The 16,060-nt window shown below is 61.6% G+C and carries 14 protein-coding genes; 6 read left to right on the plus strand and 8 right to left on the minus strand.

Annotation, left to right across the window (positions count from 1 at the left end):
- Positions 1-25 precede the first annotated feature (25 nt).
- Positions 26-1,261 (plus strand): VWA domain-containing protein, encoded by a 1,236-nt coding sequence (locus BMZ23_RS03050; RefSeq protein WP_093472551.1) that lies wholly within the window; start codon positions 26-28, stop codon positions 1,259-1,261.
- A gap of 93 nt (positions 1,262-1,354) precedes the next feature.
- Entirely contained in the window at positions 1,355-3,037 is a 1,683-nt protein-coding gene (locus BMZ23_RS03055; RefSeq protein ID WP_093472554.1) for a putative bifunctional diguanylate cyclase/phosphodiesterase, read from the plus strand.
- Here BMZ23_RS03055 and BMZ23_RS03060 read toward each other — a convergent pair.
- Genes BMZ23_RS03060 through BMZ23_RS03075 form a run of 4 tightly spaced genes read right to left on the minus strand, consistent with a single transcriptional unit; the run spans position 3,001 to position 5,896 of the window.
- A complete protein-coding gene (locus BMZ23_RS03060; RefSeq protein ID WP_093472557.1) occupies positions 3,001-3,522 on the minus strand; it encodes a dihydrofolate reductase in 522 nt (173 codons plus the stop codon). The genes BMZ23_RS03055 and BMZ23_RS03060 overlap by 37 nt on opposite strands.
- Positions 3,519-4,313 (minus strand): thymidylate synthase, encoded by a 795-nt coding sequence (locus tag BMZ23_RS03065; RefSeq protein WP_093472560.1) that lies wholly within the window; start codon positions 4,311-4,313, stop codon positions 3,519-3,521. Before BMZ23_RS03065 ends, BMZ23_RS03060 begins: the two co-directional genes overlap by 4 nt.
- Positions 4,310-5,104: a prolipoprotein diacylglyceryl transferase gene (lgt, locus tag BMZ23_RS03070; RefSeq protein ID WP_093472562.1), complete on the minus strand. Its 795-nt coding sequence runs from the start codon at positions 5,102-5,104 to the stop codon at positions 4,310-4,312. Before lgt ends, BMZ23_RS03065 begins: the two co-directional genes overlap by 4 nt.
- A 9-nt stretch (positions 5,105-5,113) precedes the next feature.
- Positions 5,114-5,896 (minus strand): sulfite exporter TauE/SafE family protein, encoded by a 783-nt coding sequence (locus BMZ23_RS03075; protein ID WP_093472564.1) that lies wholly within the window; start codon positions 5,894-5,896, stop codon positions 5,114-5,116.
- Between the two features lie 148 nt (positions 5,897-6,044).
- Between BMZ23_RS03075 and BMZ23_RS03080 the strand changes: the two genes are divergently transcribed.
- Positions 6,045-6,803, plus strand: a complete 759-nt coding sequence (locus BMZ23_RS03080; RefSeq protein ID WP_093472567.1) for an NRDE family protein — start codon at positions 6,045-6,047, stop codon at positions 6,801-6,803.
- Here BMZ23_RS03080 and ptsP read toward each other — a convergent pair.
- Both ptsP and BMZ23_RS03090 read right to left on the minus strand, forming a co-directional pair.
- The gene (gene ptsP / locus BMZ23_RS03085) at positions 6,787-9,054 is read right to left on the minus strand and encodes a phosphoenolpyruvate--protein phosphotransferase (RefSeq protein ID WP_093473121.1); all 2,268 of its coding nucleotides are present in this window, start codon (positions 9,052-9,054) and stop codon (positions 6,787-6,789) included. The two genes, BMZ23_RS03080 and ptsP, sit on opposite strands and share 17 nt — an antisense overlap.
- A gap of 15 nt (positions 9,055-9,069) precedes the next feature.
- Entirely contained in the window at positions 9,070-9,546 is a 477-nt protein-coding gene (locus BMZ23_RS03090) for an RNA pyrophosphohydrolase (RefSeq protein ID WP_093472569.1), read from the minus strand.
- A gap of 143 nt (positions 9,547-9,689) precedes the next feature.
- Here BMZ23_RS03090 and BMZ23_RS03095 point away from each other — a divergent pair, with 143 nt between their 5' ends.
- Positions 9,690-10,343, plus strand: coding sequence for a histidinol-phosphatase (locus tag BMZ23_RS03095; RefSeq protein WP_093472571.1), 654 nt, complete (start codon positions 9,690-9,692; stop codon positions 10,341-10,343).
- Positions 10,344-10,353: 10 nt separating this feature from the next.
- On the opposite strand, the gene BMZ23_RS03100 is transcribed toward BMZ23_RS03095, so the two are convergent.
- The gene (locus BMZ23_RS03100; RefSeq protein WP_093472574.1) at positions 10,354-11,547 is read right to left on the minus strand and encodes a class I SAM-dependent rRNA methyltransferase; all 1,194 of its coding nucleotides are present in this window, start codon (positions 11,545-11,547) and stop codon (positions 10,354-10,356) included.
- 141 nt (positions 11,548-11,688) lie between these two features.
- On the opposite strand from BMZ23_RS03100, the gene BMZ23_RS03105 reads away from it, so the two are divergent.
- The gene (locus BMZ23_RS03105) at positions 11,689-12,567 is read left to right on the plus strand and encodes an HDOD domain-containing protein (protein WP_093472577.1); all 879 of its coding nucleotides are present in this window, start codon (positions 11,689-11,691) and stop codon (positions 12,565-12,567) included.
- A 17-nt stretch (positions 12,568-12,584) separates the two neighbouring features.
- The gene (locus BMZ23_RS03110; protein ID WP_093472580.1) at positions 12,585-13,103 is read left to right on the plus strand and encodes a glycine cleavage system transcriptional repressor; all 519 of its coding nucleotides are present in this window, start codon (positions 12,585-12,587) and stop codon (positions 13,101-13,103) included.
- A 1-nt stretch (position 13,104) separates the two neighbouring features.
- On the opposite strand, the gene BMZ23_RS03115 is transcribed toward BMZ23_RS03110, so the two are convergent.
- Complete coding sequence (locus tag BMZ23_RS03115; protein WP_093472582.1) at positions 13,105-15,978, minus strand: hybrid sensor histidine kinase/response regulator; 2,874 nt, start codon at positions 15,976-15,978, stop codon at positions 13,105-13,107.
- Positions 15,979-16,060: the final 82 nt, after the last annotated feature.

Consider the following 16,060-nt stretch of genomic DNA (forward strand, 5'->3'; position numbering starts at 1 on the left):
CCCATGCAATTTCGGAGCATGCTCGATGCAAAGAATTGCCCGTGACGGCGTTATTGACCCGCAGACTGTAGCCCGGCTGAATGCCAGGGTCGCACTGATCAAACAGCATTTCCCGCCCAGCATCGCCAACCTGTTCGCCCTGCCACGCACCGCTGAGGATGGAGCAGTCGAGTGGTGGACTCCGCTGGCTGGTCAACCGCTGGCCTTCGCCAGCCTGGCGCCTGAAGCCCGGGACGCCTTGCTCGACAGCTGTCGCCAGCGTCAGCAGGCAATTCAGCTGCTGGCCGACAGTCTGGACGCCTCGGGCCGGCAGGAGCAGGCCAAGACCCTGCGCAGCCTGCTGGCCACGCCTGATCCGCAGCAACTGTTCAGCATCAACGGTGACCCTGTATTGATCGGCTGGGGAGACCTGCCAGGCTCGCCTGCCGCCGCCCCGCCATCGGCAGCTGACGCAGGCAGGCGCCTGTGGCCTTGGCTGTTGCTGGCATTGTTGTTCCTGCTTGCCCTCTTGCTGTGGTGGTTGGCCGACAACGGCTACCTGTCAGCGCCCGGCGAGCGGCAACCGCTCACTCCAGCCGCTTGTCGCCCTGCCGGCGCCGAGCCACCCGAGTTTACCGTGGTACTCGACACCTCAGGCTCGATGGAACTCAACATAGCCACCAGCAGCGCAGAGGAGCGCCGGTTGCTGCATGGCGGCGCACGGCTGTCCCCGGATCACCCGGACATGCGCCGGTTACTCAGCCCGCCATCGCGCCTGGATGTGGCGAAACAGTCATTCACGCAAATGATCGGCCAGCTGCATGGGGATATCGACATGCGGCTGATCACCTTTGCCGGTTGCGACAATCTGGTTGATCACGGCATTTTCCCGCGCAGTCAGCGCGCCCAACTGACTGCGCGCATTGGCCACTTCGAGGCCGATGGCGGCACGCCTCTGGGTGCCAGTCTGCAAGCCGCCGCCAAACGTATGGATGGCCGCCAGCGTGATGCCGTGCTGGTGCTGTTTATCGACGGCGAGGATGGCTGCGGCATGGATGTCTGCCAGATTGCCAGTCGCATTGCCAGAAAGCAGCCGCGGCTACGCATCAACCTGGTCAATCTTGGCGATAGCACCGAATCCAATTGCATCGCCGAGAGCACCGGGGGCCGGGTATACAGCTCCCGTGACAGCAGCGAAGTGGCGGTGCTGCTGGGGCGTGCCACCGCGGAAGTGGCTGGTAACGCCAGCTGCACGGCAGCCGGCACCCCAGGCAGCAATTAACCGCTGGTCGCCCCCGTTGGCGGCTGGCGGCGCAACGCGGCGGCACCGGCTAGACTTCTGTGGTACTCGACACGGGACAGTCCGGGGGACAGCATGAAGGGATCAGACGTCTGTGTGCTGCTTATCGGTGCCGATCGCGATTATCGTGAGCGGCTGAAATCCCTGTGTCTGGCACTGCCGGGCAACCACATCCTGATTCAGGAGTGCACTGCACCCGAACAGGCCAGCCAGCGGCTGATGCATGGCCGGGTCAGTGTCTGCCTGCTGCCGGCCAACCTGTCTTTGCTGCAAAGCCTGCGACAAACCGCCCCCGACTGCCTGCTGCTGGTTGCCGACAGCACCTCCAACCTGCGTGATGTGCAACTGATCGACGCCGGTGCCGATGAGCTGCTGGCCCTGGAGGAACTGACCCCATCAGCGCTGGAAAGGAGCCTGGCCACTGCCGCCCGGCGACATCTGCAATCCCAGCGACTGATGCAGCAGGCCCGCCAGGATCCCTTGACCGGCCTGGCTAACCGCGCACGCATGGAGGAGGAGCTGGAGCGTCTGGTATTGCGCAGTCAGCGTACCCGGCAGGGCTTCGTGCTGCTGTATATAGACCTGGATTTCTTCAAGCAGATCAACGACAGTTTCGGCCACGGCCTCGGCGATCTGCTGCTGGCAGTGATTGCCAACCGGCTGCGGCGCAGCATGCGTGCCGAGGACCTGGTGGCACGCATCGGTGGTGACGAGTTCGTCGCCCTGCTGGCTGGTCTGCAGGATCTCGATGACGCCGCACTGATTGCCGCCAAGATCATCAACAGCCTTGGCGAGCCGGTCACCCTCGGCGGCCATCACCTGCTGGTGTCAGCCAGTATCGGGATTGCCGCCTTCCCCAACCACGGGCTGAATGCCACCGAGCTGCTACAGAATGCCGACCAGGCGCTGTATCAGGCCAAGGCGCAGGGGCGTAATGGCTTTCAGCTGTACCAGCCGGACCAGCAGGACCGGGTACCGAACAATCTGTTGATCGAGCAGGAACTACGCGACGCATTGATGACCGAGCAGTTCGACCTGCACTTTCAGCCGATGCTCGACAGCCACACGGGAGAAACGCTGGCCTGGGAGGCCCTGCTGCGCTGGAAGCATCCGCGCCTGGGGCTGCTGGCGCCTTCAGCTTTTCTGGCGCAGGCCGAACATGCCGGACTGATCCTGCCGATCGGCCAGCAGGTGCTCGGTATGGCGGCGGTGGCGCTGCGCCAATGGCGCGAAACCGGCCATAGTGCGCGCCTTGCAATCAACCTGAGTGAGCGCGAGTTGCGTCAACCGCGTTTCTGCGAGCACCTGCAACGCCAGTTGCAACAGCTGGAGCTGGCACCACAGGACCTCCGGCTGGAGGTGCGCGAGGAGGTGTTACTGAAACACCCGGAGCTGGCTGAAAGCCTGTGCAATACCCTGCATGATATGGGTTTGCAGGTTTGGCTGGACAACTTTGGTGACCGCTACGGCGCCCTTGGCTTCTTTGCCCAGCTGCCGATCACCGGCATCAAACTGGACAGCCGCACCCTGCAACAGGGTGACGAACAGCAAGCCGCTGCCTGGCTGAAGAACCTGATCGGTCTGGCCCACAGCATCGGCAAGCAGGTGGTTGCCGGCCGCGTGGAAAATGCGCGGGTGGCGCGTTGTCTTGGCGACTGGGGGGCGGACGCCCTGCAGGGCTACTGGATCGGCAAGCCGCAACCACTGAACAGCCTGCTGGCTCAACTGTCCGAAACGACCCGTTCCAGCACCCGGTAACAGTGCGCCGGCTGGACATCACTGGCAGCCACCGGGCGTGCCGACAGCTCTCGCCAGTCATCCGGCTGCAACGCCGGGAACCAGGCATCGCCATCCGGTTGCAGTGCCACCTCGGTCAGATACAGCCGCTGGCACTGCGGTAGCAGCTCGGCATACAGCTGCGCACCGCCAATCAGCAACACCTCGTCAACCCCGTCCTGCACCGCCTGGGCGTTGGCTGCTGCCAGCGCCGCCGCCGGCGACTCAACCACCAGCGCACCGGGCAACTGCAATCCCGGCTGGCGGCTGACCACGATATTGGTGCGCCCCGGCAGGGCCCGGCCCAGCGAGTCGAAGGTCTTGCGGCCCATGATGATCGGCTTGCCGATGGTCACGCTGCGAAAGTACTTGAGGTCCTCCGGCAGATGCCAGGGCAGGCGGTTGTCGATACCGATCACGCGGTTCTCGGCCATCGCCACGATCAGCGCCAGGCGCGGTGAACTCATACCGCCACCGGCGCCTTGATGTGCGGGTGCGCCTGGTAATTCTCCAGGGTGAAATCCTCGTAGGTGAAGGCAAACAGGTCGTGCACCTCGGGATTCAGTCGCATGCTCGGCAACGGTAGCGGCTCACGACTTAACTGCAGGTCGGTCTGTTCCAGATGGTTGGCGTACAGGTGGCAATCGCCGCCGGTCCAGATGAACTCGCCCGGCTGCAGATCGCAGACCTGCGCAACCATCAGGGTCAGCAGCGCGTAGCTGGCGATATTGAAGGGTACACCGAGGAAGATGTCGGCGGAGCGCTGGTACAGCTGGCAGCTCAGCTTGCCGTCAGCCACATAGAACTGGAACAGCGCATGACAGGGTGGCAGCGCCATCTGATCGACCAGCGCCGGATTCCACGCCGAGACGATCAGCCGGCGCGAGTCCGGGTTGCTGCGCAGCATCTGCAGCAGCTTGCTGATCTGGTCGATCGACTCGCCGTTGGGCGACGGCCAGCTGCGCCACTGGTAGCCATATACCGGCCCCAGATCACCGTTCGGGTCCGCCCACTCGTCCCAGATGGAGACGCCATTTTCCTTCAGGTAGCGAATATTGGTGTCGCCCTGCAGGAACCACAGCAGCTCATGGATAATCGACTTCACATGGCACTTCTTGGTGGTCACCAGCGGAAAGCCCTCGGCCAGATCAAAGCGCATCTGGTAGCCGAATACCGAGTAGGTGCCGGTGCCGGTACGGTCACTCTTGAAGGTGCCATGCTCACGCACATGGCGCATCAGATCCAGATACTGTTTCATGCGTTGCGTTCCTGCTTGCGGTAGGCCCAGAGCATCATACCAGCGCCAATCAGAATCATCGGCAGCGACAACAGTTGCCCCATGGTGAACCAGCCAAAGGCCAGATAGCCGATATGTGCGTCGGGTTCGCGGACGAACTCGACCAGAAAACGGAATATACCGTAGCAGACCCCGAACAGCCCACTGACCGCCATGGTCGGACGCGGCTTGCGCGAATACAGCCAGAGGATGGCAAACAGCGCCACACCCTCCAGGGCAAACTGGTACAGCTGCGACGGATGTCGCGCCAGTTGCAGCGGATCGGTGGGGAATACCATGGCCCAGGGCGCATCGGTTGCCCGGCCCCACAATTCGGCATTGATAAAGTTGCCGATGCGCCCGGCACCCAGTCCGATCGGTACCATGGGCGCGACAAAATCCATCAGCTCGAAGAAACGCTTGTTGTTGCGCCGGGCAAACCACCAGACCGCTAGCAGCACACCGATCAGGCCGCCGTGGAACGACATGCCGCCCTGCCAGACCTTGAGCACCAATGCCGGATTCGACAGATAGCTGCCCAGGTCGTAGAACAGGATGTAACCCAGCCGCCCGCCGGCAATCACCCCCAGCGCCACCCAGAACACCAGATCGGACAGCTTGTCGCGACTCCAGGTCGGATCAAAACCGGCCAGCCGCAGGCGCGCCAGCCACCAGGCGCCACCAATGCCGATCAGGTACATCAGGCCGTACCAGTGGATCGCCAGCGGACCCAGCTGCAGGGCCACCGGGTCGATAGTCGGGTAACTGAGCATGTACGCTCCTCAAGTCAGAAAGTTGATGCCGACACCCACCAGCAACAGCGCGAACAGGCGCTTGAGCAACTGCTGCGACAACCGGTGCGCCAGCCGCGCGCCAAATCCGGCAAACAGCATGCTGGTGGCAGCGATGCCGATCAAGGCCGGCAGATAGACATAACCGACACTCCAGTCCGGCAGGCCGGCCTGCGCCCAGCCGGTCCAGATAAAACTCAAGGCACCGGCTACGGCGATCGGCAGGCCACAGGCCGCCGAGGTGGCCACCGCCTGCTGCATCGGCACGCTGCGCCAGACCAGAAAGGGCACTGTCAGCGAACCACCGCCGATACCAAAGATCGCCGAGGCCCAGCCAATCACCACGCCGGCGCCCCCCAGACCGCTACGCCCGGGAATCGCCTGCGCCGCTCTGGGGCGCAGGTCAAAGGCCATTTGGATCGCCACGCAGATGGCAAACACGCCGATGATGCGTTGCAACCAGGGCCCGCTGATGGTCGAGGCCGTCAGCGCGCCCAGCACACTGCCGAGCAGAATGCCGATTGCCATCCACAGGAACAGCGGCCAGCGTACCGCGCCCTTCAGGTGATGGGCACGAATCGAATTGATCGAGGTGAACACTATGGTGGCCAGCGAGGTGCCGACCGCCATGTGCGTCAGCACCTCGGGGGCGATGCCCTGGGCGGAAAAGCTGTACACCAGTACCGGCACTATGATCATGCCGCCACCGACGCCGAACAGCCCGGCCAGGGTACCGGCAAAACCACCCAGAATCAGATAAAGCAGAAATTCCACGTCACCAATGCTCCATAACAACAGTCGGGCATTGTAGCGGAAATGCGCCACCTACGCCGAAGCAAGGATATTCAGCACATGCATGGTGCCACGCCAAACCTGCCTGGCATGTTAGCCTGCGTAAACCAGTTCAAGGGAAAGCTTGCCCATGTGCCTTCTGGCCTTCGCCTGGCAGGTCGATGACCAGCCGCTGCTGTTGCTTGGCAACCGTGATGAATTTCACGCCCGCCCTACCCGCCCCGCCGGATTTTGGGATGACCGCGGCCACCCGCAGTTGTTGGCCGGGCAGGACCTGCAGGCCGGCGGCACCTGGCTGGGCGTGACCCGCAACGGCCGTTTCGCCTGTCTGACCAATATCCGCTCGGGCAACCGGGTCGAGGGCGTGCGTTCACGCGGCAGTCTGGTACTGGATTATCTGCTTGGCAGCACTGCGCCAGAGGTCTATCTGCAGGCATTGCAGGCGCAGGCCGGCGATTATGGCGGGTTCAACCTGCTGGTCGGCGACAGCCAACAGCTCTGGCACCTGCACAGCCATGGCGCCATAGTGCAGGCGGTTGAGCCGGGGCTGCACGTGTTATCGAATGCCGATCTGGATTCGCCCTGGCCCAAGGCTTGTGCCTTGCGTGACGGCCTGCAGCATCATCTGCACGCGAGTGACCAGCAATTGCTGGCGTTGCTGACCGACAGTCGCCAGTATCCTGATGAACAACTGCCCGATACCGGGGTACCGCTGGCGTGGGAACGGCGCCTGTCGGCGGCCTTCATTCTCGGCGAGGAATACGGCACCCGTGCCTGCAGCCTGCTGCGGCTGCAGGCCAGCGGCGAGGTCAGCTTTATCGAACGGCGCTTTGCTGCGCAAGGGATGTCTGCCGGTGAGCAACGCTGGCAGTTCAGCGTGACTGGATAAGCACTTTACCCAGACCCATGCGCTTCAACGCCATGTGCAGACTACTCTGCACCAAATAAGGGTTATCCAGCCCCAGCACTTCATCCAGCAGCGCCTTGGCATCGGTCAGACTGATCTGGCGCAGCAGCCACTTTACCTTGGGCAGGTTGGTAGCGTTCATCGACAGCACGTCGCAGCCCATCGCCATCAGCAGCACCGCCGCCGCCGGGTCGCCGGCCATCTCGCCGCAGACGCTCATCGGTTTGCCGGCATCGCGACAGGCCGAGGCAATTCTGACCAGCGCATGCAAGACTGCCGGATGCAATGAGTGGTAAAGATCCGCTACACGCGGGTTGTTGCGGTCCACCGCCAGCAGGTACTGGGTCAGGTCGTTGGTGCCCACCGACAAAAAATCGACCATCTGCACCAGCTCACGCGCCTGATAGACCGCCGCCGGCACCTCGATCATCACCCCGACCGGCGGCATCGGCACATCCACCCCCTCGTCCAGCACTTCACTGTAGGCCCGGTGGATCAGGTGCAGCGCCTCCTCGACCTCGTACACGCTGCTGATCATCGGCAGCATGATACGCAGGTTGTTCAGGCCCTGACTGGCCTTGAGCATGGCGCGAGTCTGCACCAGGAAGATTTCCGGGTGATCGAGGGTCACACGGATGCCGCGCCAGCCAAGAAAGGGGTTGTCTTCCTTGATCGGAAAATAGGACAGCGCCTTGTCGCCACCAATATCCAGCGATCGCATGGTCACCGGCAGCGGATGGAAGGCCTCCAGCTGCTCACGATAGGTGATCTGCTGCTCCTTCTCGCTAGGGAAGCGATCCTGCACCATAAAGGGTACTTCGGTGCGGTACAAACCGACACCTTCAGCACCACGATCCAGTGAACGCGCCACATCAGCGAGCAGGCCGGTATTCACCCACAGCGGCATCCGGTGACCGTCTACCGTCACGCAGGGCAGCTCGCTGAGTTCCTCCAGCCCCTGGCTGAGTTCACGTTCTTCCTGCACCAGCTCAAGGTAGTGCTTGCGCAATTCCTGGGACGGATTGGAATAGACTTCGCCATGATTGCCATCGACGATAAGTTCCAGCCCGTCCATCCGCGAATAGGGCAGATCGACCACACCCATCACCGTGGGTATGCCCATGGCGCGCGCCAGAATCGCCACGTGCGAGTTGCCCGAGCCCATCACCGAAACCAGGCCAACCAGCTTTTCCTTGGGCACCTCGCCAAGCATTGCCGGGGTGATTTCCTCACTGACCAGAATGCACTGCTCGGGGTATACCCGCTGCTCACGACCGGCTTCCTGCAGGAAGGCCAGCACCCGCCGACCGATATCCTTGATATCAGTGGCACGCTCGCGCAGGTAGGAATCCTCCATCGCCTCGAAGCGCGCCACATGTGCAGCAATCACGTCGCGCAAGGCGGCCTGCGCCCATTGCCCGCCGGCAATCAGTGCGTTGACCTCGTTACCCAATGCAGCATCGTCGAGCATCATCAGGTATACATCGAACAGCGCCAGCTCCTCACGGCGCAACTGGCTGGCCAGTTTGTCCGACAACTGCAACATGTCGTCACGCACTGCCTCGCGGGCCTCACGGAACAACTGCTGTTCCGCCTCGACATCCTCGATATGCCGGTCAGGCACCGACCCGAGGTCGGCCGGCGGCAACATCACTACCGCCTGACCTATGGCCACGCCCGGCGCACCAGGGACACCATCAAAACGGGTGTCCTGAACCACCTCACCGCCCCAGCCGAGGCCACGAATGGCGCCGGTCGCCTCGGCATGGGCAATCACGCCGGCCAACTGTGCGCTCATGGTGACCAGAAAGGCTTCATCACCCTCACTGAATTGCCGGCGCGCCTTCTGCTGTACCACCAAAACCCCCATCACCCGACGATGATGAATGATGGGCACGCCAAGGAAGGAGGCGTAGCGCTCCTCGCCGGTCTCGGCAAAATAGCGGAAGCGCGGATGCGCGGCAGCATCCTCCAGATTCACAGGCTCCTCACGGGCGCCAACAAAGCCGATCAGACCCTCGTTACTGGCCAGGCTGACCACACCAACCGCCGCCTTGTTCAGACCCTCGGTGGCCATCAGCACATAACGTCCGGTATCCGGATTGAACAGATAGACGGAGCAGACCTCGGTGCCCATTTCCTCACGCACGCGCTGCACAATGATGTCCAGCGCCGACGGCAGGTCGCGGGCGGCATTTACTTCCTGGACGACACGGCGAAGCGTGTTGAGCATGTTGAGCATCAGCGGTTATCCGTTAGGCAGTCGTGGCGCCAGTTCCTTGAGCGCCCGGCGGTAAACTTCGCGCTTGAACGAGACCACCTGACCCAGCGGGTACCAGTAACTTACCCAGCGCCAGTGATCGAATTCCGGTTTGGTCGTTGTGGTCATGCACACACGCTGCTCCTCGGCGGTCAGTTGCAGCAGGAACCACTTCTGTTTCTGGCCAATGCATACCGGTCGCGAGTTGTTGCGGATCAGTCGCTGAGGCAAACGGTAACGCAGCCAGCCTCGGGTGCAGGCAAGAATCCGCACGTCATCCGGCTGCAGCCCGACTTCTTCGTGCAGCTCACGGTATAGCGCCTGTTCAGGGCTTTCATTGTGCTGGATGCCGCCCTGGGGAAACTGCCAGGCATCCTGATTGATACGCCGCGCCCACAGCACCTGCCCCGCCTCATTGGCGAGGATAATGCCTACATTGGGACGGAAACCTTCGGCGTCGATCACTGCTGTTACCCCTGAATACGTGTCAAGGCATTGTTCCACAAAGACGCGCGCAGCAGCAATTGCGCAAGTGCCCGAGCGTGCAGCTTTTGTGCCGCCGCTGCATTATGCTTGTGTGCTGACTCACAGACAGCGGAGCACCTGCCTTGCCACTTGCAATTTTCGACCTCGACAACACGCTGCTGGGCGGCGACAGCGACCACGCCTGGGGCGAATTTATCGTTGAACAGGGCATCGTCGATGCCGCCAGCTACAAGGCGAAAAACGATGCTTTCTTCGAGGATTACCTGGCCGGTCGGCTGGATATCCGCGTGTATCTGGATTTCTGCCTGCAGCTGCTGGGCGAACACAGCCAGGCGCAACTGGACGAATGGCATGCACTATTCATGCACGAAAAAATCGAACCGATCATTCTGCCGGCGGCCGAGGCGCTGATTGCCCGACACCGTGAAGCCGGCGATACCCTGATGATCATCACCGCGACCAATCGCTTTATCACCGCCCCGATTGCGCGCCGCCTCGGCATCGACATACTGCTGGCCACCGAGTGCGAGCGCAGCGATGGCCGCTATACCGGCCGCACCACCGACATTCCCTGCTTCCGCGAGGGCAAGGTGACCCGGCTGGAGCGCTGGCTGCTGGAAAACAACCAGTATCTGGAGGGCAGCTGGTTCTACAGCGACTCGATCAACGACCTGCCACTGCTGTCGATGGTCGACCACCCGGTGGCGGTCGACCCCGACGACACGCTGCGCGCGCATGCCGAGGGTGCCGGCTGGCCGGTGTTGAGTCTGCGTTAGCAGCGCCGGCTCAGGCCGGCAGCACGCGGCAGAACAGCGCCTTGATATAGCCGGTCTCGGGAATGGCCGGATGCAGCGGGTGATCCGGGCCCTGGAAGCCGCGCTCAGTGATCACCAGATGCCGGTCGAGGTGACGTGCCGAGGCATTGACGATATCGCGCAGGCTGTCCTCGGCCAGGTGCATCGAACAGGAAGCCGATACCAGCAGGCCATCACGGTTGAGCAGACGCATGGCCTGCTCATTGAGCCGGCGATAGGCCTGCTCGCCATTGCGGATGTCCTTGCGCTTCTTGATAAAGGCCGGCGGATCGGCAATCACCACATCGAACTTCTCACCAGCGTTCTTCAGCTCGCGCAGCGCATCCAGCACATTGCCCTCGACCACGCTCATACGCTCGGCCACGCCATTCAGCGCGGCATTCTGCTCGACCAGATCGAGCGCCGGCGCCGAGCTGTCGACACACATCACTTCACTGGCACCAAAGGCCGCCGCCTGCACGCCCCAGCCGCCGATGTAGCTGAACAGATCGAGCACCCGCTTGCCCTTGACCCAGGGCGCCAGCCGCGCACGGTTGACCCGATGGTCGTAGAACCAGCCGGTTTTCTGACCGGTCCATACCGGCGCCTCGAACTGCACGCCGTTTTCCACCAGCGCCACCCGCTCGGGCACTTCGCCAAAGCCCAGCTCGACGGTCGCCGGGAGCCCCTCAAGGGCGCGCGCACCGCTGTCATTGCGCAACAGGATGCCCGCCGGTTTCAGCACCTGCACCAACGCCTCGATAATTGCATCCTGCACACGTTGCATGCCACAGGTGTTGATCTGCACCACCAGATAGTCACCAAAACGATCCACCACCAGCCCCGGCAGCAGATCCGAATCCCCATAGACCAACCGATAGAAAGGCTGCTCGAACAGCCGCTGGCGCAGGCTCAGGGCAACCTTGAGGCGATGCACCAGCAGCGACTTGTCCAGCGGATGGCTGGCGTCACGGCTGTGCAATCTGGCACAGACAAGATTGTTCGGGCTGACAGTAGCCAGCCCCAGAAATTTTCCGGAGGCGTTCTCAATCGTTACCTCCTGGCCCGACTCCAGCGCGGTCAAGGGTGTCTGGGCGATATCCACCTCGTTGCTGAACACCCACAGGTGTCCGGCCTTGATGCGCCTGTCGGCATTGGATTTGAGGCGCAAACCGGGAAGGGACATGGGCAGAAACTCCTGTGATGACGGGGCAGACAGTGCGGCAGTGTGCCGCCTGTTGTTGCAGACAATCTGCAACGATTATACAGGGTGCCAGCGCGTGCAGTCTGCGGCTAAACTGGCGCCCTGGCATCACGGAGTCGAGCAATGAGTGCGGAATTGACCGAAGAGCAGATCAAGCGAGCCCTGCAGGGCATTCGTGTACCCCCCCAACCGCAGATCATGGTCGATTTGCAGATGGAACAGATGATGCCGGAGCCGGATATGCGCAATATCGCACGGCTGATCAGTCAGGACCCCGGCCTGTCCGGCAGCCTGCTGAAAATCGTCAACTCGCCGTTTTTCGGACTGTCCAACCGCATTACCTCGATTCAGCAGGCCGTCAACCTGTTGGGCATTGCCCGGGTGGTGAACATAGTCAACGCCCAGTCCATCCGCAGCCAGTTGAGTGATGACAACATCCTCAAACTGAACCGCTTCTGGGACAACGCCCAGGATGTTGCAGCCACCTGCATGACACTGGCCAAGCAGCTCGGCTGCACCGAGCCGGACGAGGCCTATGCGCTGGGGCTGTTTCACAACTGCGGCATTCCCCTGATGTTCAGTCGCTTCGACAACTACATCGATGTGCTGGAGACGTCCTACCACTCCCCGGGCAAACGCATTGTCGATGTGGAAAACCTGCACCTGAATACCAACCATGCGGTGGTCGGCTATTTCACTGCAAAATCCTGGCTGCTGCCACCGCACCTGTGCGAAGCCATTGCCAACCACCACAACGCCCGCCAGCTGTTCATCGAGGATCGCTGCGCCGATATTGGCCTGAAAAACCGTCTGGCCATCCTGAAAATGGCCGAACACATCTGTCGCACCCACCAAATTCTCGGCGGCGGCGAACAGGACCACGAATGGGAGGATACCGGCGATGCGATTCTCGACTACATTGGCCTGACCGACTACGACTTCGAGACACTGCGTGACAACTGCCGTGAAATGCTCTCCAGCGGCACCGGCCATCAAGACTGACTTTCGGAGAACTTCCCATGAGTACACATCTGGTATTGACGGTCATTGCCGCAGACAAGCCAGGGCTGGTAGAGACACTGGCCCAGACCATCAAGGCCCACGCCGGCAACTGGCTGGAAAGCCGCATGGCACGCATGGCCGGCCAGTTTGCCGGCATCTTGCGGGTGGATATCGCCGAGGCCGACGTGGATGCACTGCGCCGGGACCTGGAAGCTCTCAACAGCCAGGGCATCAGTGTGCAACTGGCTATCAGTGCTGCCGAAGCGGAGCGTGAACCCGATCACCTGCAACTGGACCTGCTCGGAAACGACCGCCCGGGCCTGGTGCTCGAAGTGTCACAGGTGCTGGCTCGTCACGGGGTCAACGTCGAGGCACTGGAAACCGAACGCAGCCCGGCTCCCATGAGTGCCGACCTGCTGTTTCGTGCCGAAGCCCTTCTGGCTGTCGGACCGCAAACCGATCTGGATCAGCTGCGTCGCGACCTGGAAAGCCTGGCTGATGACCTTATGGTGGACATCAGCCTGGCCGGCCACTGACTCAGCGCCGACCCAATAGCCTGACTGCCTGTTGCATGGCCTCGCGCAGCTCCGGCAACTGCAACGGTTTGGTCAGATAGGCCAGCACGCCCAGATCGCTGACCCTTTCACGATCAGCCGGTAACGCGCCGGCGCTGATGACAATCACCGGCAGATCGCGGGTACGCGCGCTACTGCGCAGCGTGCGCAACAGTCGGTCACCCTGCATGTCCGGCAAATCGATATCCAGCAACAACACCTGGGGCGGCCGCTCAACGATCCGGTCCAGAGCCTCCACGCCATTGCCGATCAAGGTTACCCTGGCCATCTCCGCCAGCGCGTGCTGCACCAGCATCTGACTGGAACGGTCATCCTCGACGTACACCACATCCAGCAAGGGCGCGCCTGCCTCCTGCGTAATGGAGATCATTTCTGCAGCGACCGGCAGCTCGATCCAGAAATGACTGCCGATACTCTCCTGACTTTCAAAGCCCATCTCTGCATGCATCAGACCAGCCAACTCGCGGCATAATGCCAGACCTATACCGGTACCCTTGATGGTGCCGTTTTCGTGCCCCAGTCGCTGGAACGGCTTGAACAGCAGGTGCTGGCGTTCGGCGGCAATGCCTCGGCCACTGTCACTGACTCTCAACTGCCAGCATCCGCCTACCCGACGGCAGTCCAGACCGACTCGGCCGCCCGGGCGGTTGTACTTGATCGCATTACTCAGAAGATTGAGCAGTATCTGCCGTAGCCGTCGCGGCTCGGCAGTCACCCATACCGGTCCCGGCGGGGGCAGGCTGTCAATCTGCAGGCCGGCCGCCTCAAGATCCAGACGCACCTGTTCCAGCGACTCACGCATGATCTGCGCTGCATCGACCGTTTCCAGCCGCACCTCGGGACGTTCTGCCTCGATTCGAGCCAAATCCAGTACATCATCAATGAGCAGCGACAGATGCTGGCCGGCCCTGAGTATTTCGTTGACTTGATTGATCTGGCGGTCATCAGCCTTGGCATCCTCCAGATCCAGCGCCAACAGCTGGGCAAAACCCAGCACAGCATTCAAGGGCGTTCTCAGCTCGTGGCTCATGCTGGAGAGGAAGCGACTTTTGGCGATATTCGCCGATTGCGCCTGCTGGCTGGCGCTGCGCAACGCCTGTTCAGTCGCTTTAAGGGCATCGATATCGACATGGGTGCCGACTATTCGCTGAGGTCTGCCGTGCGAATCTGTGGCTTCAATACGTCCGCGCCCCAGCAACCAGCGATACTCACCCGCCGGGTTATGCAGGCGATACTCTGCCTGCAGGCGTTGCGATGTCGAATCCGGAAGCAGGCTGCTGCGGGCCACCCCCAGATCATCCGGATGAATCAAGCCCAGAAAACTCTCCAGTTCAAGCGACGGACGGCCGAGTCCGAGCCATTCGGCAAGTCGTCCCTGGATAGTGATCTGCCGGGTATGCCGATCGACCTCCCAGAGACTCTCGGTTGTCGAATCAAGCACTCTCTCCAGCTGTTCCAGCACCGACTGGCGCTGCTGTTCGCTACTTTCCAGCTGACCGCCCAGACGAACGGCATGCTCTGCCATCTGCTGCAGTTCCAGCAAGGCGGCAGCGGGCCTTTGCGGGTGACGCTCACCCTGACCAATACGCTCAAGCATCCGGCCCACGCCGGCAATCGGGGTCTGCAGTTGCTGACTAAGTTGACGCGAACGCCACCACATGCCGGCAAAAAACAGCAGGTAGAACAGCACCAGCCCGGCAATCAGCAGATAACCGATATTCTGGAAATGCCGGGCCAGCTGATTGGTCCGACTGAACACAGCCTCTTCATCGACCAGCGTTACCAATTGCCAGCCGGTTTCAGGGATTTCCGCCCAGGCTGCCAATTGACGGCGCCCGCCCAGACTGACCGGCTTGACACCGTCGCGTTGTGCCAGCAAGGCATCGGCAAGCCGCTGTGTATCCTCCCGACTGGCCAGGTTGAAGTCTTCAGGCTTGAATACTTCCTGACTGATGGCCTCGTCATAACTGTGACTGGTGAGTTCGCTCAATCCCAGATCCGCCTCACCTGCCGACGGCAGCGCCATGATGTTCAGCTCTTCGCTGACCAGCATGGCGTAGCCGCCCCAGGGCACCTGCAACGCAGAAATCTCCTCCAGAATCTGGCTCACGGTGATATCCAGACCTGCAACACCCTCAAGAAACTCGCCGCGATAGACCGGTGCCAGTGACGACATCATCCAGCCATGTCCGGCCGGGTCGACGTAGATATCGGTCCAGACTACCCGCCGCCCCGGGTTGTGCTCGGCATCCGCCAGGTAATAGAAGTTGTAGGCCGGGATATCCATATCGGGCGGATACTGGTCCGGCGTAAAGAACCATGGCCAGATCCGGTTGTAGCTGTCATGGGTATTGAAGTAGATGGAGGCGACCAGAGGATTGCTTTGCTCGATCGCCTTCATCAGCCCGTCCAGCTGTGTAAGGCGCAGCACCCGTTCCATATCCTGCTGCTCAGGCGGCGTAAGTCCCGAATAGAAACTCGCAGCACGACCATTATCATCCGGGCTGAAGAGCACGCCCTCTGCGTTGCGCTGTAACCGCTGGCGCTCAAGGGGATTGTCCAGATAACGCTGCGCCAGCAAGGCATCCTGCACCCGCCGGGCAAATATGTCGGTCAGTTCACTGACCGTTCTCAGACGCTGGCTGATTAACGCCGCCTCCTGGCGTGCCGCGCTTTGCAGATCCACCAGCGCCGATTCACGCAAATGTTCGATCTGGGCATCACGAATCGCCATATTGGTCAGCAAATAGGCAGCGACCAGCACCGTTTCGACCAGAATCAGCGGGATCAACGCACTCTGTACAAAGGCACGCCACATCCAGCTGCGCAGCGTCATGACTGAGGTTTTTGCGGAAGAGTCCGGTTTTGCCACGCGGAGTTGACCTTTGTCAGTAAGGATTCAGAAATGTCTGGTAGCA

Source organism: Halopseudomonas yangmingensis, assembly GCF_900114825.1.
GTDB lineage: Bacteria > Pseudomonadota > Gammaproteobacteria > Pseudomonadales > Pseudomonadaceae > Halopseudomonas > Halopseudomonas yangmingensis.

Coding starts and splice junctions, on each gene's coding strand:
- BMZ23_RS03100 (WP_093472574.1), bottom strand. CDS start 11,547: ATGTCCCTTCCCGGTTTGCGCCTCAAATCCAATGCCGACAGGCGCATC.
- BMZ23_RS03065 (WP_093472560.1), bottom strand. CDS start 4,313: ATGAAACAGTATCTGGATCTGATGCGCCATGTGCGTGAGCATGGCACC.
- BMZ23_RS03080 (WP_093472567.1), top strand. CDS start 6,045: ATGTGCCTTCTGGCCTTCGCCTGGCAGGTCGATGACCAGCCGCTGCTG.
- BMZ23_RS03110 (WP_093472580.1), top strand. CDS start 12,585: ATGAGTACACATCTGGTATTGACGGTCATTGCCGCAGACAAGCCAGGG.
- BMZ23_RS03060 (WP_093472557.1), bottom strand. CDS start 3,522: ATGAGTTCACCGCGCCTGGCGCTGATCGTGGCGATGGCCGAGAACCGC.
- BMZ23_RS03115 (WP_093472582.1), bottom strand. CDS start 15,978: ATGACGCTGCGCAGCTGGATGTGGCGTGCCTTTGTACAGAGTGCGTTG.
- BMZ23_RS03105 (WP_093472577.1), top strand. CDS start 11,689: ATGAGTGCGGAATTGACCGAAGAGCAGATCAAGCGAGCCCTGCAGGGC.
- BMZ23_RS03050 (WP_093472551.1), top strand. CDS start 26: ATGCAAAGAATTGCCCGTGACGGCGTTATTGACCCGCAGACTGTAGCC.
- ptsP (WP_093473121.1), bottom strand. CDS start 9,054: ATGCTCAACACGCTTCGCCGTGTCGTCCAGGAAGTAAATGCCGCCCGC.
- lgt (WP_093472562.1), bottom strand. CDS start 5,104: ATGCTCAGTTACCCGACTATCGACCCGGTGGCCCTGCAGCTGGGTCCG.
- BMZ23_RS03055 (WP_093472554.1), top strand. CDS start 1,355: ATGAAGGGATCAGACGTCTGTGTGCTGCTTATCGGTGCCGATCGCGAT.